This is a genomic window from Methanospirillum sp., assembly GCF_035560735.1.
In the GTDB taxonomy this organism is placed as follows: Archaea; Halobacteriota; Methanomicrobia; order Methanomicrobiales; family Methanospirillaceae; genus Methanospirillum.
Map to the genome: position 1 here is coordinate 1 of NZ_DATMYY010000158.1, position 19,250 is coordinate 19,250.

Consider the following 19,250-nt stretch of genomic DNA (forward strand, 5'->3'; position numbering starts at 1 on the left):
ACATTATATATGTGATCACATTGGACTAATTGACATGCGAGTCCTTGCAATATCAGGTAGTCCTCTAAAAAACGGGAACACAAGTAGGCTGATCAATACAATCGTCAGTGACCTGGAAAAGAGTGACATTGCAGGTCTGAAGGTTAAGGAGATCTCCCTTGCCGGCAGTTTAATCCGCCCGTGCAAATCATGTCGCAAATGTATGAAAGAAGGTCACTGTGTCCTGAGGTCAGATGATTTTTCCAGGATTGTGCGGAGGATGAAGAAGAGTGATCTTATCATCATCGGATCGCCAGTATATTTCCATGATGTCAATGGGCAGATAAAGAACCTAATTGATCGTTCATACTCACTCTGGCATGAACGTCAGCTGAAAGGTAAAAAGGTGATACCGGTTGCAGTCTGTGCAGAAAGTGGCGACGATCGTGCACTTGAAACCCTGAAAATATGGGCCCAGGCCCAGGAGATGAAGATCATCAGATCTGTAAGCGGACGTGGGTTTAAAGCAGGCGATGTGCTCAAGGACAAATCAGCGATGAATCAAGCTGGTGATGCGGCAAAAGCTGTTGCAGGTGAAATAAAACCTGGAAACAGCAACTAATACATTAGATTAGACATGTTGTTTTTTTCCATCAGAGGAAGGGAAAACCTCAATTTTTAGTCCTCTCTTCATTATTCGTTCAAAGGATCTGATATCTCCAAGGATTGCCCACTGTTCAAGTGAACAATCTGCAGTGCATTCAATGGCCAGTGTTATCTTTCGTCGCTCCGAAGTCAGAAGTTTTGCACATGTTACTCTCCCGTCATGACTTCTGTCAAGGTTTTCGGCCATTCTAAGGAATATGGAGAGAATCTGGACCATCATCTTGTCTTCATTGCTCAATGGGCCATATGATGAGTCCTTCCTGCGTGGCATCTTTTTTCGGTGATATCGGGTGACAAGAGCGATGATCAGGATTTCATGCTCGTTAAACCCAAGAAGAGGAGCATGGGTTATCACGTAAAATGAGTGTTGGTGATGGCCTGGGAATGATATGAACTGGCCTGTATCATGAAGAATTGCTGCATATGAGAGAAGTTCCCTGCTTAAATTTGAAAGGTTTTGCAGTCCTGAATCACGTGCTGAATCAAACAGTGAGAGTGCCAGTTTTCTGACATGATCGGCATGTGGTTCATTGATATGGCATGTTCTTCCAAGATGCCATATACTCGATTCCCGTATCGGTTTCTGTTCGGCATAGGGAAAGCCAGGAATTTTTGAGAGGTAATCGACAAGAAGTCCGTCCCTCAGACTTCTTGAAGAGATCTGGATCTCATTGATGTTTGCCTGTCCAAGCAGTGATTCAAGGATAAGAGCCCCTGCAATAATAATATCTGCACGGTCCGGGTTCAAACCCTGAACGTTCCTTCGTTCTTTTAGTGGAAGTGAACAGAGGAGTGAGATAATTGCTGACAGCTCATTTCTGGTTATTACTCCTGGCTGGTGAGGAGTTACAGAGTTCAAACCGGCTGCAATTGCTTCAAGTGTAGTGATTGTTCCCGAACTTCCAAATGCCTGTTGTACCTTTTTACCAACTACATGCCTGATTGTATGTGTTGCACGGCTGCGGATGTGTTTTTGGATCGTCTGAACAAATGAAGGAGAAACCGGGCCTGTAAGGTCTTGTGGAATATATGTATTGGTGGTCCTGATGGCACCAAGTTTCAGACTTCGAAGCAGAAATGGTTCATACTGATCCCCAACAACGATCTCGGTACTTCCTCCCCCGATATCAATAAACAGAGATTTTATCTTTCCTATCTTGACACCACTTGAGACCCCGAGCCATATCAGTCTGGCTTCTTCTGGTCCTGATATCACATTGAGTTCAAAACCTGCCTCTTCCCGTATTCGAGTAATCAAGGTGTCACGGTTTCGCGCATCTCGGGTTGCAGAAGTGGCAACAGCGACAATCTCTGAAGCTTTGAAACTCAATGCTATCTCAGCAAATCTGGAGAGGACAATGACAGTCCTTGTAATAGCATCAGGTGTAAGGATATTATCAGCAAACTCTCCCTCACCTAAACGCACAACCTCCTTCTGTTGGGTAAGAACTGAATAAGAACAGTTAGGGTTCAGCCTGATGATCAGAAGCCTGGCTGAATTTGTACCAAGATCAATGAATGCAACTACTTTGTGCTCGTTTGGTTCCATAAAATTTCTATCCGGCACCCGGTCACCTCACTGAGCAGAGCCGACTTCTTTTCAAGTACCCGGGTTTCTGGCTCAGGGATATGATCATCTGTAGTCCTGCAATCAATTTGAATTACCCCCTCACCGGTCTGGATTGAAAGTCCCTGTACCGATGAACGGTGGAAGCGATCGAGGGCATCGGCAAGACGCAGAATACCTGCAGACCAGCGAACCTGCCTTTTCTCCTTATTATTTAGTCTTGCAAACGATGAATGAGAGGGATCCGGATGTGCTTTGCGGTGGTACCTGGCAATGAGGGCCACAATCTGCCGGTCAGATGGAGTCAATGGGATGGTTGTGTCTGAAAGAATGAGATCCATTGAAGCCTTATGATGGGGACGAGATGGTACACTCCAGCCAATATCATGTAGAAGAGATGCCAATGAGAGAAGTCGCCGTTCAGGATCTCCCATTCGGTGAAGCCCGGTAAGGAGATCAAAAAGCAGTCCTGAAAGCCGTTCCACCTGGAAGGCGTGAGGATGATCAGGATCATAGCGTTCCATGAATGAGAGAGCGGAACCTATTCTTTGTTCTTCTAACTGACCCCCCCTGGGTGAATCAGTCTGACTCATGTCTTTTCCTCAGGATCTTGAACCACATCAAGAGATTTCCCTTCCCTGATGATTCGTGCGAATGCATCAGGTAGGTGTCTGTGTTGTATTGCCTCAACGGTCCGCTCTATTTCATAGGGAACCCTGATATGAATGACTGAAAAGGGTTCAACGGTAAGAAGGGCGTAACATGCCCGGGGATCACCGTCTTCTGGCCTTCCAACACTGCCTGCATTGATGAACCAGACTCCATCTACTTCACGAGCTGCCCCCCTGTGTGAATGCCCGGTTATGATTACTTTCGCTTCTTCTGCAGCTGCGATCTCGTGCAGTCTGGTGTCAGGAGTTCCATAATCGAGGTACTCTGTCAGTGAATCAGGACTTCCATGTGTGAGGATCAGTGGGATGCCTCGCACACACATACAAATCTTTCTGGGAAGGCTGGCCAGCCAAGTGCGGTTTTCATCTGATATCTGGTGATACGCCCATCTCATCGCCAGTTGTTTCTCCTGTGATGAAGGCTTTCCCGTCTTCCATTTTTTCGAAAGGACCGAGAGATCATAATTGCCGATAACACTGATGATATGCCTCTCTCTGATAAGGTTGATAACCTCATCAGGGAACGGTCCGTAACCGGTTAGATCTCCTGCATGAAGAACCACAGATGCACCCCTCACCTGTGCATCAGAAAGAACAGCTTCGAGTGCAGGAAGATTTGCATGCACATCACTGATCAGGGCGATGGTCAGTGGCCCTGCATGTTCAGAATCTATGGCCCCGTCAAATGAATGCTGAAGTGGTAATGAGATCTTCTCAGATAATCTGTTCCAGAATCCCTCCTCTTTTACTTCTTCCCAGTACCTGATAAGCTCCCTGAACTGGTCTTCACGGCTTTTTCCCCTGTCCGTGATGAGGAGAGAGATCCCTGGTTTTATGAGTTCGAAGAATCCATGATTTCCGAAGTAGGCAACCGACCGCTCCTCCTCTTCTTCAAGAAACCGGGGCATAAGTCCGGTCCAGACATCACAGTCATGGATGTCACCAAGGAATTCCTGAAGGTGTTTGATTACCTTGATCTCGGGCTTAAGGCGATCCTCGTAAAGCCCGGCGTAGGCTTCAAGCGTGTATCGAAGCCTCTTTGCAGCAATACGCATCTCGTGGTGCTGCTCTGTCCGTGATGAATCCTGAAGATATGGCTCGAACCAGAAGAGATCAGATACCCGGGCCATGATCTGCATGAAGGCACGCTCGTAGGTCTCAACCGGATGAGTACCTGTCCCTTCAAGCATTGCTCTGATTTTAAGATCATAGAGAAAGGCTGCCATATCCTGGATAACCCTTCTCCTGGAAAAATCTGATACCTCTTCTGCAACACCTGGTTGCATCACCCTCCGTTTCTGTATCAGCCTTAGCAGAAGACATTCAAGTCCCAAAGAAACTGGATCAGATGGCTGATATATACTGCTATCCCCTACATGAAGCATGGCAGAGGCAGCCTCTTTTTCCTTTCCTAAAGATCCCTTCTCCTGTTGGGGTACTTTCAGATGTTTTTCGATCCAGGCAGAAATCCGGCCCTTTACTGTAAGGGGAGGTACAGAATGGCTCTGTTGTGAGACAACTGCAGGTGTTGTCATCACTGGTGAAATCTGAAGAAACTCGGCAGACGAGAAGAGTGGAGAAGTGTTTCTCTTTTCAGGACAGCACTCTGCAAGAAAAGCACGGACAAACTCTATCTGTACATCAAGATCGCGTGCCTCACCGAGTGATCGCGTAAGTCTGCGAATCTGGTTTTCCCATTTCTTCTTGGAATCTTCAGGGAGACAGTCAGAAAATAAAGGAAATGCAGCACGTATTCTTCGTGTTGCCACCCGGCTGCGATGGACATACTCGATATCATCATCCTTCACCACTCCCTGTAGTTCTGCCTCCAGCTGGCTGAGAAGAGGCAGAAATGTACTGGTAGCATAAAGACAGTAATCAGGATTCTGGAGGAGACATTTTATCGGCCGCTGGCCGGTCATATGGTACATCATGTGGAGGTTTTTCTGGTTATATGTTGTGAAAAGGAAAGGTGTGCATATTGTGAAATCCTGAATTGTTCTGCAAGTCCTTATATTACCGGCTGTCCTATGTTGGATTCATGGATTATCGGACATTATTTCTTGTTATGCTGGTAATTGCTGCAGTACTTCTGGCAGGTTGCACGGGCCAGAGCAGCAAAGCATCGCCAGAGAAAAAGTCATCGACTGTTGAACCCGGAGAAAAGGAATCAGGGCAGTCTGTTGTTTCTGAAGGTGCCGGTTTGGAAAAGGCCGGTGGAGAAAATCTGCAGTCAGACTCACAGGAGACAATGCCCCTTAATGATACCATCAATATCTACCTGAAAGAAAATCCCACTACTGGTTTCCAGTGGAATGCAACAGTGACGTCAGGCCTTCGTATCGAAAATGATACCTATGTTGCTGACCCTGTCAAGCCGGGTGTTGCTGGGTCGGGAGGAATGCATTACTGGCTGGTTCGAGGTATTGCAAAGGGAAACCAGACATTTGATGCGATTTATATGCGGTCATGGGAACCTATCACCGGGAATGAGTCCAGTTATACTATGAATATTCTGGTTGTATAACAATACCCGGGTGCCTTCCCTTTTATCTTTTCTACGGATTTATCCCCGGTCAGGATCAATATCAGATCATGCAGAGGTCTGATCATCCCGCACTCATTGGAGCGATCACTGCAGCATTGCTCTTCGGAATTGTCGTTCCAGTTTCAAAGATACTTCTCGTAGGAACTGGTCCGATAACTCTTGCAGCTCTTCTCTACATGGGTGCAGGTACAGGGCTTCTTCTGCTTAAGATAATCAGGCCTCAACAGACACAGCAAGAAGCACCGGTGACAAGAAGAGACATACCATTTCTTGTAGTCATAGTCATCGTCGGCAGTGTCATAGGTCCGATTCTCCTGATGACCGGACTAACCATGGTACCGGCAGGGACCGCTTCACTTCTTTTAAACGCCGAGCTGGTCATGACAGGGATTATAGCAACTCTCTTCTTCTCTGAGCCACTCGGAAGGAGGGTTGTCTTAGCGATGACGGCTGTTGTGATAGGAGGGCTTATTCTCTCGGTGGATCCCACAGGTACCTTTGGTATATCTGCAGGAGCAGTGCTTATCCTTGGAGCGTGCATCTGCTGGGGAATAGATAATAATGTCACCCGTAGCCTTTCAGGAAAAGATCCCGCATCTGTTGTTATTATCAAAGGAATGTGTGCGGGTATTGTTGGTCTCGTCCTTGCAACATTAATAGGGGAATCTCTCCCTTCCATTCATGTTATTCTGTATATCCTGATAACGGGTTTTTTTGGGTATGGGCTCTCACTAGTTCTTTTTATCAGGTCACTTCGGACGCTTGGGGCTATCAGAACCGGTTCCCTTTTTGCACTGGCACCGTTTATCGGTGCAGGGATCTCATGGGTATTCCTTGGAGAGGCTCCAGGTTATCAGGTTTTTGTGAGTTTTCTGTTTATGGCCATTGGGGTTTACCTGATAGCAACAGAAGACCATCATCATCTCCATTCTCATATCAGGGTCAGTCATGATCACAGGCATCGGCATGACGACGGACATCATACTCATTCTCACCTTGAATCAGATCCTAGCGAACATGCCCACCTTCACCAGCACGACCTGGTGACTCATGATCATCAGCATACCCCTGATCTCCATCATTACCATGATCATGAGTTAATGTCTGATGACAAGAAGAGTGAAAAAAACACGTGAAATAGAAAAGGTAGAATGTAGGAGTACCGGATGGGTCTTACCATCCTGGAAAATCAAGATAATGAATTGCTTCCAGATGACTGAGAAACATCTCATTTGATCCGACCAGGTCTGAAAGGTCTGTCTGGACGGGTATGGTCTTGTGTTTGGGATGTGTGGTTCCGGTCAGCAGGGAGCAATCATAATCACAGTAGAATGCAATACAACTCATAATTTCTCACCTAAACCGGATTGTATTCGGTGTGGCACTGTGTAACAGTGCAGATTATTGGAGTCATCCTGATAGCAGCATCAATGTAGGAGGGCATGGTGACTGATTCAGATGACGTCCGGCTCACAGGTGTCCTGTGACATCATAATGTTAGATGAAACACCATATAAGAGCGGAATAGGATACTCCTGTATTTCTGTTTGAAATCGGTTTTAGTTCTAAATTTTCTCTCAAACTCTCATTAAGGAACAAATTTCTTTAAGGCATCTGATCGGGAAGGGTTGAGAGTGTTTCTCCTGGTTCAGACTGCGATCTCATCTTTCTCAAGTGAACGACCAAATGAGATGAGAAATTACAAAATATCCCTGTTCCAATGGTTGCAACCTGTTGCAACAATAAAAATACAGGTTCCTGAAGAGAGACTCAAAATATTTGGGCTGGAGTGATACTGAGATAACAGGCTTTGAAAAGAGAAAAGTCAGGGCTGTCAATGGTGTGATTAACAGCCCTGACCCTGGGACCTGGTGCAGATGCGGATCAGATCAGCCAGCCTGGCAAACTGCACTGCCGGATCTCCTCCTTTCTGTAGGTACCAGGTTTTGTCATCCAGCATCCCGGAGATTCCCTCTATTTTCTCCCTGCCAGTGAAGAAGATAAAGGGCATAGAAGGGAACATCATTCGTACCCTCTCTCTGAACGTGGCTCCATCCATCCTTACCATTCTGCAGTCAGAAAGAACAATATCAAACTCTCCCCTTTCCAGAATATTTAATGCTTCTTCACCATCTTTAGAAACAATGACCGAGAACTCCCCATCCTTTTCCAGGATCACCTTCACAATCTCAAGAAACGATATATCATCATCGACATACAAGACGCAGGTAGTTCTCACAACATCACCAATTCCCGGGGGTTCATTCACTTTCAAAAACAGGGGTCATCAGGATCAGACCATCAGGCCGGTGTCTGAAAATGGCTTTATTTTAACCAGAATATAATCCCGCATCCGGGATGGCCGAATGTCACTGATCATCCCTACGGTCACCCCTTTCTCCACTTCAACTTTTTTCAATTGTACTGCAAAAGGATCATACGGGAGTTTTACTCTGACTCCATCCATTTGAACGACAACAGGAACAGGTGAGGTAACATCATGGATATCAGGAAGTTGTTCGAGAATAACATCCATCAGCCGTGCAGGAGAGATACTGAGAGGATCCTTGGCAATATCAGATCGTCTTCCGTCAAGAACCCGGGAGACTTCAGATACAATATCATCAAGTTTTGCAATCTCCGGAGCCTCTTTGGTCCGGTGCATAAACCTGCCAAAGCCTCCAACATATCCGGCAACCGGAGGATCAATCACTGTTTTGAGTGCATCGGTTGATGGCCCCCCGGTAACAACGATAGGAATGTGGATACCTCTTCTAAAAGTTGGCATCTTCTGTTTAATGCAGGTCTCAAAGTTACCAAAGAGGTAAATCACGAGATCATGCTCGTTGATGATATCACGTTCCTCATCAGAGAGAAGTCCTATTCGTTTGCCAAATCCACGGGCAAGTCCGATCATGTTGGTCTTCGCACCAGCGGTCCTGAGGTATTCGGCGACATCGCATGAAGCATGGGGAAGGTGATGGATCTCAAGTGACATTGAGACGATTGCGATCTCTGTTCCGACCAGCGGGGCAAAGATAACCTCTCCGGTAAGAGGCCGTGATACTACCCTGAGTGTCTCGATATCATCACGGGGAATAAGAGCCTGGAGCACGACCTCCTGTGCGATCATATGTTTCTGGATGATATATCCACCCATATCCTCGATCAGATCAAGGATCTCATCATGCCGATAGACCCCTCCTTTGTAGGTAATCGGCACCAGAATCATGATCCCTCTCCCATAATTGAAAACTGCTCTTCAACGAGAGGTGTTACATCCTCCTGAAGGGTGTTTTCACTTGCAACGAACCAAAATTTCCCGTTCTGGAAACTCTGTTTCTTCACCTTGAATCCCTCAGGGCAGATGACCTGCATAGTGTAGATGAGATCGCGAAAAAGTCCCTCGGTTGGATCTGCGACTACAATCTCTTCTATCCCTTCCCGCTCTTCGGTGTTCAGATGCATCTCGATAGTGAACCGGTCCGGCTGCACGATGCGTTCTTTTCCAAATCTTCTCCAGAGTAATTCAAGGAGTGGGGCAAGGTAGGTCTCATCAGCGATCGAGAGGATGACCTTATCTCCGTCATATGTGATTCCGGCAAAATCCCTGACAATAACATTACGGGGAACTGTCCTGGTAATTCCAACCGCAATGAAGATTGGGACCTCAGGATCGATGAAGATCCGAAGACGGTCCAGAACCCGGAGGATATCATGGTCTGTGATCACTGTCGATGCGATCCTGCGGTAAAGTTCTCCCCCGGCAGGCTCGGTTGACTCAACCTGAAAATACTCCAGTGTCCCCATCCCAATCAGTTCTTCTCCACAAATCCTGACGAGAGAAGAGCAGCTCCTACCGATCCGATGTATTGTGAGTGGTGTGGCACTACTATCTCTGTCTGCAGGAGTTCACCCATGGCCCTGACCAGCCCCTGGATAAGCGAAGTTCCACCAACCATGATCACCGGCTCCTTGATATCTATCTCCTGAAGCTGCTGCTCAAATACTTGTTCTGCAACGCTGTGACACGCGGCCGCAGCAACATCCTCTTTACTATGTCCTTCAGCAAGGGCATTTACAAGACTCTGTGTCCCAAAGACGATACAGTAACTGTTCATCGGCACATCTCCGCCCATGCCAGCCATTGCCAGGGGTCCAAGTTCAGTGATATCAACCCCGAGCCTTTTCGCAGTCATCTCAAGGAATCTGCCGCTTGCTCCAGCGCAGATGCCTCCCATGGTAAAAGTCCCGGGTATACCATTGTTTACTGATATTGCCTTGTTGTCCATCCCGCCAATATCGATTACGGTTGAGGGACCATGCTGGCAGTCTGCAAGGAATACTGCACCTTTTGAGTTTACTGTCAATTCTTCCTGGATGAGGTCTGCACCAATCCTCTCTCCAATTAAAAACCTGCCATACCCGGTTGTACCGATGGCATCAAGATCCTCACGCTTGACACCGGCCTCCTCAAATGCAAGTGTCATAACTTCATCTGCACTGCCCATTACCTCAGTGGTCGGACGCCAGCCAGTGCCGATGATCTCGTTATCCTGCATGATCACGGCTTTAGTTGTGGAGGATCCTGAGTCAACTCCCATGGTGAGCCCCACCTGCCTCTCACGTGCGAGGAGGGCACGGCGCCTCGCAATCGTGGTCAGAGCTTCCATTCTGGTGAGCAGGGTTCCCGAGGTTGTCCTCTCGGTGAATGAGTAACTCACCACAGGAAGAGAGGAGTGTTCATGGATGTATCGTCTGAGTTCGTTCCTGACAATCGCCGCCTCTGCACATCTGAAACAGGAGGCGATAAAGACTGCATCAGCCTCAACTGATCCTTCAACCAGTGCTACTGCACGGGCGATGGCAAGTTTCAGATCACCTGATCTGACATCAAGCCCGAAATCCCTGAAGTTCCGCCTGATATCTGCAAGAGAGAGATCAGGGAAGAAGACCTCAGCACCGACTGCTTCGGCTGCTGTATAAATCTCCTTCTGCACGCCGCTGTATTCAGGCCCGCACGAGAGTTGGGCTATCCTGACCAGATCTTCACTCATGAGTTCCCTCCAGACTCTGCAAGAATTCCTTGATCCTTCTCACAAAAGCGATGCCCGTATCCTCATCAGACGGGTAATCAACCTCCAGAACCGGAACTCCCTTTTGCTTTATCAGGAACTCTACCAGTTCATCAGTTCTGGCACATCCCATACAACCGAATGCATAATCAGCATGTTTTACGATCACCGCTGCTTCTGCCTCGTCGATCAAAGGGCCGAAGAGTGACATTCTACCTCGCACTCCCGACGGAACTTCTACCGCTGCCCACCTGAGTCCACGCTTTGCATCCTCAGGGGTCATCTGCAGAGGAGGCGAATCAAGGCCGGCGGTCTGGATTCTTTCACGGATCGAAAGGGCTGTTCCAAGTGGTTTGTGCCCGAAACGGGCTACGAGATCAGAAAGGATCAGGCTGGTTGCAGGATATATGAACACTTTTGCCACGTTATGGCACCTCGGCATCGATAATTTGCTTGAGTTTCTGCAGATCTAAGAGGGATGGTTCTTCCGGAACTGGTGAAGATAAAGGAAGTGGTAAAGCAGGGTCTTCTGAATTTATCGCCTCGATCCCTTTTGAAACCCACTTTACCACTTTCATCTCGAACTCATGCCCAAAATAACCGGGCCTGGCACCACCAAGATTAGCCCGACATCGCCTTGGGTCTCCGGGAGGAAAGCCCCGATCCTTCACGAAAATATGAGACGGATCAATCTTTCTGATATGGGCGATCACCCGCTCAACTTCAGATTCTTCTCCAGTGATCTGAAGTCCGAAACAGGTTTCTTTGATCATTACTTTCTCGCTGACTTCATATGCCCGTGATGTCAGGTCGTCAGGGTTTGTCTTGTATGACTCAACAAAGACGTACTTAGTGACAGTGCCCTGGTAGAGTGGTGGAATTTTCTGCTTCACTGGTGCACCTCCCTGAAATAAACCATATCGCCCTCTTTGAGTACACTCAGCTTTTCAAGATCCACTACTCTTCCCAATACATTTGTTCCTGAAAATGGTTCTGATGTAGGGCCAAACTCGCTGTTTTCATTTGTCCTGACGCCAACCATCCCTGCCCCTTTCCTTGACTCATTGGTCATCGCAAATGCTCCAGCGGTAACTTCATCATCGGGTGTGTTTTCAGGTTTGATATTGATCGTCTTCGGCACTTTAGTCTCAAAGAGATACACATCATCGAAGGCGAAGAAGAGAGGAAGCCTGCCCACATCGTGAAACTTCAGACCCGTGATCTCCCTGAAGATGCGACAGGTTTCTGGTGCATGAAGATCGTCTAGAACGATATCGATAACCTGCGATCCTGGCACTGTCTTTACTGCTACTCTTCCTTCAGTTAGCACATCGAGGGTTGTTGCGGGATCCTGGGAGATGATGATACGTTCCGGTCCATCCCTGTCTGGTGTGAGTTTTACTCCCTGACTAGACGCAAACAGTATTGCCTTGTCAAGACTGACTCCGACAAGATCAAATTTGTCTGGTGTAACTCTGACCTCGAACGATTCCCCTTCTTTTGCGATCTTGGCGATCTCTATGCCATGCACTACCTGACCGGTCCGTGTATGGGCAAGACTGCGGGGAAGATCTTCAGTATAAATATACACAGAACCCTGCTTCTTACCAGAAGTTCTGAGCATGACCGAACCCTCTCGCCTGGATGACCCGGCCTCATAGGGGACAGCCGTCCCGGCAAGGGTATCGCACCTGGTATGGGTGCTCATCCGCTGACTTCCGGTGAATTTCCCGCTCATGAGGGCGAGCAGCATGAGTTCAACGCTCTCTGCTGCCTGATTTATGTATTTATGGGTGGCACTGTCATATCCCTGGGCCTCAATCCTGATGTGGCTGATGACCTGCATCCCATCAGAAACCTCAAAACCCATGTCAGTTGTTGTAAATGCATCCACAGACTCTGAGAAGGAGATGACTGGTTCAATGCCAAGGATTTTGTCTCCCGGACCAAGCCGATCCATAACACCACGACCTGAAATGACCTGTCCTAAAACCCCACCGTCTCCTGCAGCACCATGATCTGCAGAGTGAGTCTTCCGTGAAAAGACCAGCATTGATTGGGCAGGATCATATCCTCCGCACCCGAGGATGAGATCGCCCCGCTCATACCGCGATGGCCTTCGTGCAGGAGAGAAACTGGCTGGAAAAATTCCAATACTTACTGTCTGGCGATCCTGCCATCTGACTTCAAGACCGGAAGGAAGCGAGGGCAGGGGAAGTCTTTCTTCACCTGATATCTCAACTACGATCTCACCTGCTGTTGTCTTGAGCAGGTACTGCCTTGTTTCGGTATGGCTGGAGATCCCGGGTTTGATAATCGCCACGCTCAAAGAGGGATCATGGTCTGGCAACAGGTCACCAAGGGTGGTGCCGGTTGAGATATCCGTCCGGTTTCCATCAAGCATGACTGTTGCCATATATCCTCCCTGGTTACTCCGCAGCCATGGTCTGACGTTCCTGCTCTGTCACTTCAGCAAGAACCTCTGCAGTCGGGCCGACTTTTACAATCTTCCCAAAACGCATTAGTGCACACCTATCGCAGGTATCCCGTACAAAATCCATATCATGCGATACGATGATGAATGTTTCCTCCATCTCTTCACGTGAATGCATGATCGAGTGCTTTACATCAACCTTGGTTATGAGATCCATTGTGCCGGTTGGCTCGTCAAGAACCACCACATGCGGCTCCCTGATAAGAACCTGGGCAAGAGCCACCCGGTGCCGTTCACCCTCAGAAAGGGTTCCTGGGAGCCTCTCAAGGATCTCTTTGCTCTTTTCAGTTGTGAACCCTGCCATCTTGAGTGTGATGACGGCCTTGCGCATTGCGAGTTCTTTTGGGAATTCGAGGCCTATTGCATCAGTGAGATTGTCAAGTACAGTACGGTGAGGAAAGAGATCATACTCCTGGTGAAGGAGACCGATATATTGTTTCGCCCTTCCCCTGAATTCAAAGCCGGGTTTGGTCATATCGACCCATTCATCCCCTACCTTGGCGATCAGATCCCCGCTGGTAGGCTCCAGGATTCCGGCGATCATCTTTGATAAGGTGGTCTTTCCTGCCCCTGATGTTCCGATGATTCCTAATATCTCTTTCCTGTTTACCGAGAGGTCCACAAGATCTACTGCCCTGATGAGTCCACGATCAAGGGAGACGTACCGTTTGGACAGTTCCCTCGCACGCATGATCTCTTCTCCCACTTCGATGGCACCAAACTGCTCATCATCGTGGTATCCCTGCATGAAGACTTCAGTAACCTCTGCAGGTGTCCCGATGGCCTTAATTGCACCATCATCCAAGAGGATGGCACGATGAACAATATCTTCAAGGATCTGGGAGAAGTGGGAGGTAACCACCATTGCCATACCTGTTTCTTCTGCCGACTCTTTCAGCACCCGATGTACAATCGATGCGGTCTTCGTATCGAGGGTCCCGGTTGGTTCATCAGCAAAGAGACAAAACGGCTCTTTTGCAAGTTGTCTGGCAAGCACAACCCTCTGTTTCTCACCGCCAGAAAGATCGCGGGCGATATGCATCATTCTGTGTGAGAGCCTTACCTGATCTACCAGATCTGCTGCCCGTGAAACAGCCTTGTGGGATGGAAAACTCACATCATCAAGGGCCTTAAGGACATTATCGATAACCCGGTCATTACCATACAGGGCAAAGGTCCGCTGGAACATGATAGCGTTACGGAGCATAATGCGACGCTTCATCCCTTCATTATCAGGATTCCAGAAATCAACATCAACAGCTTTCAGGAGAGCACCGCACCGGGGACAGGCTGTTCCCTCGTGACTTCCTATTGTTACATACTCGCATCCGTCACATGCTGCGATATGATATAGAACTCTTCCTCCGGTGGGCGGCTGATCCACCCCGCGGAGCAGATGCATCAGGACGGTCTTTCCTGCCCCGCTCCGGCCGATGATCCCGAGAATTTCTCCTTCTGCAAGGGTGAACGACAAATCCTTGATAACCGTCTTTCCGTCAAATACCATTGAGAGGTTCTCAACTGTGATCAGGGGTCTCATGATGCACTCACTGTCTGGTGTACTGGTGTGCTCTGGTGGGTAATACTTTATTTCCTGTAGTATGCCCTTCACGAGCGTGAATTTTTCTCATCAACTGGGAAGAAGAAATCAGATAAGGGGATTGATAATCCCAATTACTTCCCTGACATCGTGAATCCGGTGGTTGACAGCCGCTATCAGTTCATTGGGTTTATGTGAACACTGTTGTTCTGTGAGGACCGCAATATCTGCAGCCCGCATCGCCAGCAGATCATTTATCGAATCCCCAACCATGAGCACGGTGTCATACTCTTCTTTTAGATCTCTGACTATCCGTTCTTTCACCGTGGGTGTTGCAACTCCGAATACCTGATCCCGGGGTATTCCTAGGTAATCTGCCATTCGTTCAAGCTTCGCTTCCCTGTCCCCTGATGCAATAAAGGTGGCTACTCCTAATCTGTGTAGTTCACGAATCGTCTCCTTTGCTCCGGAGAATGGGGTTCCTCCGGCAGTAACTGTAAACTCGATCCGGTCTTTGCCTGTGTGAACAATCACCCCGCTGTTCAGAGCAACGATCGCCTCTTCCTTTATCTTTGACCAGATGATCCTCATACACTCCTGCATATCTCCGACTCTGGCATACGTATCATTCATCAGTATTCTGCCGATCTCTTCGGCTTCAACAACACGGCGGGTGCAGGATATTCCAAACCCCAGTTTATGCTCTTTAAGGAACAATGAGAAGATCTGATCTGCTGGTGCTGCCATAATCCCATGTGAATGGGCATGAATAACACAGAGGACACGGTTTGGATCAGCGAATGTGAGCATTGTCGTCTCGATATCAGGAAATAATTCTCCCGAATCCACATCTTTGGCTATTCGGTAAGTATGGAGAAGCGTTCCTGCACTGTCAAAGACAACTGCAATTGACATAGGTGATAGAGAGATCACCGTCTGGAAGAATAATACCGATCCTCCTTATAATTCAGATCCTGAAGCTCCGGGTAGCACAGGGATTCTATGGCATCGGGGCATAAGATCATACTATGACCCTTGAGGAGACTGCAGACCGGATCAGGAGCATGGAGATCCGGGGTGCCGGGAGGATTGCACGTGCTGCCGCGAAAGCACTGCTTGATCATTCCCAGTCTGGCACATATCAGGATCTGAAATCATACCGGGAGCGTATGATGGTGGCATCAGAGATGCTTGCAGGTGTCAGGCCAACCGCGGTGTCTCTGCCCAACGCAGTCAATCTGATCTCAAAACCCCTGTCCCTGGTAAAAACTCTTCACGAGGCGAAATCAGGTCTTGAAGAGCGTGCAGAGGCATTTATCACCCACTCTGAACAGGCAGTCGCGAAGATCGGTGAGATTGGTGCAAGGCATATCAGGGACGGCGACGTGGTTATGACCCATTGCAATTCAGAAGCGGCACTTCAGTGTATCCTCACCGCTCACCAGCAGGGAATGGATATTGAGGTTTATGCTACGGAAGTCCGGCCACGAAACCAGGGGCATATTACGATAAAAACTCTGTCTGATGCAGGAATAAAGACTAATTTCATCGTCGATTCAGCAGCCCGGTATTTTATGAAAGAGGTTGATCTCTGTATCACCGGTGCTGACGCTATCACAGTGAACGGGGCTGTCATCAATAAAATAGGGACTTCCCAGATAGCTCTTGCAGCCAAGGAAGCCAGAGTGAACTTTCTGGTGGCTGCAGAAACCTACAAGTTCGCACCACGTACCATCCTTGGCGAGCGGATACTGATCGAGGAACGGCCAGCAGACGAGGTTCTTGCTGCTGCTGTCCGCGCAACCCTTCCGAATGTAACGGTTAGAAATCCGACCTTCGACGTGACTCCAGCTGAATATGTCGACCTTATCATCACTGAGCACGGAGAGATTCCTCCCGGGATGGCATACATAATCATAAAAGAACATCTTCAATGGGATATGGACAATCTTTGTATCGATTACCCGTACTGTGAGGAAGAGTAACCATGGCAGATGCAGTTGCAACCTATTACTTCCGCCCTAAAGAGGGCATAACACCGGAGTGGGCGGCCAAAGCCATTGCCGAGGAACAGACCACCGGGACCTGGACTGACGTCTCTACCCGGGAAGAGTATGTACATTATCTTGACGGCCAGGTTGGAAAGATCACTCCGTCAGGTGATGGGTACCAGGTAACAATCAGGTATCCTGCCGAAATATTTGAGATCGGAAATATCCCCCAGTACCTTTCCGTTTTTGCCGGGAACCTCTTCGGCCTATCACGTATAGCAGGGGTCAGACTGCTCGATGTGGAATTCCCCAAGGAGATCATCCCGTTTAAAGGGCCAAAGTTTGGGATTGAAGGTGTCAGGAAATTGGTTGGGACTACTGACCGGCCCCATGTCGGGACTATCATTAAACCAAAAGTCGGTCTGAACCCAAAGGATACTGCTGAAGTTGCATACGAAGCAGCAATCGGGGGTGTAGATCTTATCAAGGATGATGAAACTCTTACCGATCAGAAATTCTGCCCGATTTCAGAGCGCCTTCCCGCGGTGATGGAGAAACTCGATCAGGTCAAATCAGAAACCGGGAGAAATGTGCTCTACGCTGTGAACATCTCCACAGCTGGGGATAAGATCCTTGAGCGAGCCAGGCAGGCAAAAGAGATGGGGGCAAACATGCTGATGATAGATGTTATCGTCTGTGGGTTTGATGCCGTCAGGGTGGTTGCTGAGGATCCATCGATCAATCTGCCACTTCATATTCATCGCACCATGCATGCCGCAATAACAAGGAACCGTGAGCATGGCATTGCGATGCGTCCATTCTGCAGGTTAGTGCGGATGCTTGGTGGTGATCAACTCCACACAGGAACTGTATCAGGAAAGATGGAGCATGACATGCAGGAACTCATTGGTGACAACCGGACCCTGACTCATCCCTGGCATGGTATCAAAAGTGTCTTCCCTGTCGCGAGTGGTGGGATCCATCCTGGTGGAGTAGTGGAAGAGATCAGGGTTCTTGGTAGTGATCTGATCCTCCAGGCTGGCGGAGGTATACATGGACACCCAGATGGTACTCGTGCCGGAGCAACTGCAATGCGTCAGGCTGTTGATGCAGCCATGGAAGAGATCCCGCTTGCAACATATGCAGAAGATCACTACGAGTTAAAGCGTGCCCTGGAAAAGTGGGGAAAAGTCAAGATCTAATACTTGAATTACGCCTCTCTCTTGCCCATAAGGCAGGAGAGACCCTTTTTTATCGCATTGGGTACCTGTGGAAAGACCTCAAATAATCCAATGAGATCAATTCCAGTCTCAATAAACCTGACAAGTAATGCAAACCAGAGGGACAGGGTTAGTCCTATCCCGAGAATTGAGAAGACACCAACGATACCGCTCTCCTGAAACCCTATTCCAGAAGGGCTTATCGGAACAAAAGAGAGGAGTGTGAGTAAGGGATTTAAGAATAAGGCATCTGAAAACTGGATAGAACTGATTCCAATAGCCATGGCAAGGCAGTACCATTCAAATCCCCGGAGGATCCAGCAGATGCCTGATATGAAAATAACAAAGGGAACTTTAACATGAAGGTTCTGACACTCTCTGCCTGTTTCAAGCAGACGATTAATGAAGGAGAATCTTTGCCCGAGATCTAACACAAAGCCTGGGGGATATACAACAAGAAGATACAGAATTATGAGTGAGATAATAATCCCTGCAGTTGCGGCACAGCATATAAGCATCGAATTCCCAAAGATAGTTGTATACATGAAAAGAACTGATAGAAGAGCAAGACCTAACTTGAAAAGAAATTCATAGATAAATGTCCCAGTAATCGATGCCAGCCCTTTTTCATATCTGATACCTTTCCTATTGAAAAATACTGCAACTGACAGATACCCACTTCTTCCGGGTGTAAAGTCCGATAGGAGCATACCGCCCATGTGGGAAGAAAATACCTGAGAAAATGAAGTTTTGACATCAAGATGTGATAATATCCGCCGCAGCCGGAAACTCATCAGGATATTATTGAGAAGATAACTGAACCCGGCAAGAATGATAAACCAAATATTTATAGAATCCGGCATCACCTGGGTCTTGCCACTGAATATGAGGCGGAGAATTGAGATAAAAAGAAAAATTCCCAGATAATACTGCCAGTAGTGGTTTAGGTGTTCTCTGATCTTTTCCCATGAAAGGGGACTGACAAAGTTACTCATGGATACGATGGCAAACCCTGAATGTTACAATATCTGTAAACTGGATGATATACTGGAATATTACTTTCACATTCAATTTGCTTGAACCACCTTCACGCTCAATGAATTTAATTGGTAGTTCTATCACGCTGTTCCATTTGCTTTTGCCTAGTATCTCAAGTAATATCTTATATCCTCTGGGTTTCAGTCTAGCCTCGTTCAATATTCTTTTGTGCAAACCAAAAAAACCACTAACTGGATCATTAATTTTAGGAAATAAAAGTCTTGCAAGGAATGTTGCTCCAAAGGAGAGAATTTTTCTCACAATTGGCCAGTTTTCAATGGCACCACCCTTGATATACCTGCTACCAATGGCGAGGTCATATCCCTTAGTCAGAGCGTTATAAAGTTCAACAACCGCAGGCGGTGGATGCGAGAAATCTGCGTCCATCACAATGAGAAGATTATTTTGAGCACGTGAGAATCCGTCAACAACTGACTGTGACAAGCCGTGATCTTTTAACC

20 protein-coding genes are annotated in these 19,250 nt (G+C 47.8%); 5 read left to right on the forward strand and 15 right to left on the reverse strand.

What is annotated here, in order from left to right; translation table 11 throughout:
* Nucleotides 1-601 (forward strand): flavodoxin family protein (locus tag VN429_RS04800; protein WP_325630374.1); only part of this gene is annotated, 601 nt, incomplete at its 5' end.
* A gap of 9 nt (nucleotides 602-610) precedes the next feature.
* On the opposite strand, the gene VN429_RS04805 is transcribed toward VN429_RS04800, so the two are convergent.
* From VN429_RS04805 to VN429_RS04815, 3 genes are read right to left on the reverse strand one after another with little or no spacing between them, the layout of a single operon-like run.
* Nucleotides 611-2,194, reverse strand: a complete 1,584-nt coding sequence (locus VN429_RS04805; RefSeq protein ID WP_325630376.1) for a Ppx/GppA phosphatase family protein — start codon at nucleotides 2,192-2,194, stop codon at nucleotides 611-613.
* Nucleotides 2,170-2,805: an HD domain-containing protein gene (locus tag VN429_RS04810; RefSeq protein ID WP_325630378.1), complete on the reverse strand. Its 636-nt coding sequence runs from the start codon at nucleotides 2,803-2,805 to the stop codon at nucleotides 2,170-2,172. Before VN429_RS04810 ends, VN429_RS04805 begins: the two co-directional genes overlap by 25 nt.
* Nucleotides 2,802-4,805: a CHAD domain-containing protein gene (locus tag VN429_RS04815; protein WP_325630380.1), complete on the reverse strand. Its 2,004-nt coding sequence runs from the start codon at nucleotides 4,803-4,805 to the stop codon at nucleotides 2,802-2,804. The genes VN429_RS04810 and VN429_RS04815 overlap by 4 nt, the downstream gene beginning before the upstream one ends.
* Before the next feature lie 119 nt (nucleotides 4,806-4,924).
* Here VN429_RS04815 and VN429_RS04820 point away from each other — a divergent pair, with 119 nt between their 5' ends.
* The gene (locus tag VN429_RS04820; protein ID WP_325630382.1) at nucleotides 4,925-5,410 is read left to right on the forward strand and encodes a protease inhibitor I42 family protein; all 486 of its coding nucleotides are present in this window, start codon (nucleotides 4,925-4,927) and stop codon (nucleotides 5,408-5,410) included.
* Between the two features lie 68 nt (nucleotides 5,411-5,478).
* Nucleotides 5,479-6,567: a DMT family transporter gene (locus VN429_RS04825; protein WP_325630384.1), complete on the forward strand. Its 1,089-nt coding sequence runs from the start codon at nucleotides 5,479-5,481 to the stop codon at nucleotides 6,565-6,567.
* 37 nt (nucleotides 6,568-6,604) lie between these two features.
* Here the strand turns inward: VN429_RS04825 and VN429_RS04830 are convergent, their stop codons facing one another.
* From VN429_RS04830 to VN429_RS04875, 10 genes are all read right to left on the reverse strand, one after another.
* The gene (locus VN429_RS04830; RefSeq protein ID WP_325630386.1) at nucleotides 6,605-6,778 is read right to left on the reverse strand and encodes a hypothetical protein; all 174 of its coding nucleotides are present in this window, start codon (nucleotides 6,776-6,778) and stop codon (nucleotides 6,605-6,607) included.
* 499 nt (nucleotides 6,779-7,277) lie between these two features.
* Nucleotides 7,278-7,670, reverse strand: coding sequence for a response regulator (locus VN429_RS04835; protein WP_325630388.1), 393 nt, complete (start codon nucleotides 7,668-7,670; stop codon nucleotides 7,278-7,280).
* 54 nt (nucleotides 7,671-7,724) lie between these two features.
* The gene (locus VN429_RS04840) at nucleotides 7,725-8,663 is read right to left on the reverse strand and encodes a methanogenesis marker 7 protein (protein WP_325630390.1); all 939 of its coding nucleotides are present in this window, start codon (nucleotides 8,661-8,663) and stop codon (nucleotides 7,725-7,727) included.
* The gene (locus VN429_RS04845; RefSeq protein ID WP_325630392.1) at nucleotides 8,660-9,241 is read right to left on the reverse strand and encodes a methanogenesis marker 17 protein; all 582 of its coding nucleotides are present in this window, start codon (nucleotides 9,239-9,241) and stop codon (nucleotides 8,660-8,662) included. Before VN429_RS04845 ends, VN429_RS04840 begins: the two co-directional genes overlap by 4 nt.
* Before the next feature lie 5 nt (nucleotides 9,242-9,246).
* Nucleotides 9,247-10,488, reverse strand: coding sequence for a methanogenesis marker 15 protein (locus VN429_RS04850; RefSeq protein WP_325630394.1), 1,242 nt, complete (start codon nucleotides 10,486-10,488; stop codon nucleotides 9,247-9,249).
* Entirely contained in the window at nucleotides 10,481-10,930 is a 450-nt protein-coding gene (locus VN429_RS04855; RefSeq protein WP_325630396.1) for a methanogenesis marker 5 protein, read from the reverse strand. Before VN429_RS04855 ends, VN429_RS04850 begins: the two co-directional genes overlap by 8 nt.
* A 1-nt stretch (nucleotide 10,931) precedes the next feature.
* Nucleotides 10,932-11,399, reverse strand: coding sequence for a methanogenesis marker 6 protein (locus tag VN429_RS04860; RefSeq protein ID WP_325630398.1), 468 nt, complete (start codon nucleotides 11,397-11,399; stop codon nucleotides 10,932-10,934).
* Complete coding sequence (gene mmp3 / locus VN429_RS04865) at nucleotides 11,396-12,922, reverse strand: methyl-coenzyme M reductase-associated protein Mmp3 (protein WP_325630399.1); 1,527 nt, start codon at nucleotides 12,920-12,922, stop codon at nucleotides 11,396-11,398. Before mmp3 ends, VN429_RS04860 begins: the two co-directional genes overlap by 4 nt.
* A 13-nt stretch (nucleotides 12,923-12,935) precedes the next feature.
* Nucleotides 12,936-14,540: a methyl coenzyme M reductase system, component A2 gene (gene atwA, locus VN429_RS04870; protein ID WP_325630400.1), complete on the reverse strand. Its 1,605-nt coding sequence runs from the start codon at nucleotides 14,538-14,540 to the stop codon at nucleotides 12,936-12,938.
* Nucleotides 14,541-14,648: 108 nt separating this feature from the next.
* A complete protein-coding gene (locus VN429_RS04875) occupies nucleotides 14,649-15,455 on the reverse strand; it encodes an HAD family hydrolase (RefSeq protein WP_325630401.1) in 807 nt (268 codons plus the stop codon).
* A 113-nt stretch (nucleotides 15,456-15,568) separates the two neighbouring features.
* Between VN429_RS04875 and VN429_RS04880 the strand changes: the two genes are divergently transcribed.
* Together VN429_RS04880 and VN429_RS04885 are read left to right on the forward strand one after the other, a co-directional pair.
* Nucleotides 15,569-16,525, forward strand: coding sequence for a ribose 1,5-bisphosphate isomerase (locus tag VN429_RS04880; protein ID WP_325630403.1), 957 nt, complete (start codon nucleotides 15,569-15,571; stop codon nucleotides 16,523-16,525).
* Nucleotides 16,526-16,527: 2 nt separating this feature from the next.
* Complete coding sequence (locus tag VN429_RS04885; RefSeq protein WP_325630405.1) at nucleotides 16,528-17,733, forward strand: RuBisCO large subunit C-terminal-like domain-containing protein; 1,206 nt, start codon at nucleotides 16,528-16,530, stop codon at nucleotides 17,731-17,733.
* Between the two features lie 8 nt (nucleotides 17,734-17,741).
* On the opposite strand, the gene VN429_RS04890 is transcribed toward VN429_RS04885, so the two are convergent.
* The gene (locus tag VN429_RS04890) at nucleotides 17,742-18,746 is read right to left on the reverse strand and encodes a lysylphosphatidylglycerol synthase transmembrane domain-containing protein (RefSeq protein ID WP_325630407.1); all 1,005 of its coding nucleotides are present in this window, start codon (nucleotides 18,744-18,746) and stop codon (nucleotides 17,742-17,744) included.
* Nucleotides 18,739-19,250 (reverse strand): glycosyltransferase (locus VN429_RS04895; protein ID WP_325630409.1); only part of this gene is annotated, 512 nt, incomplete at its 5' end. The genes VN429_RS04890 and VN429_RS04895, both read right to left, overlap by 8 nt.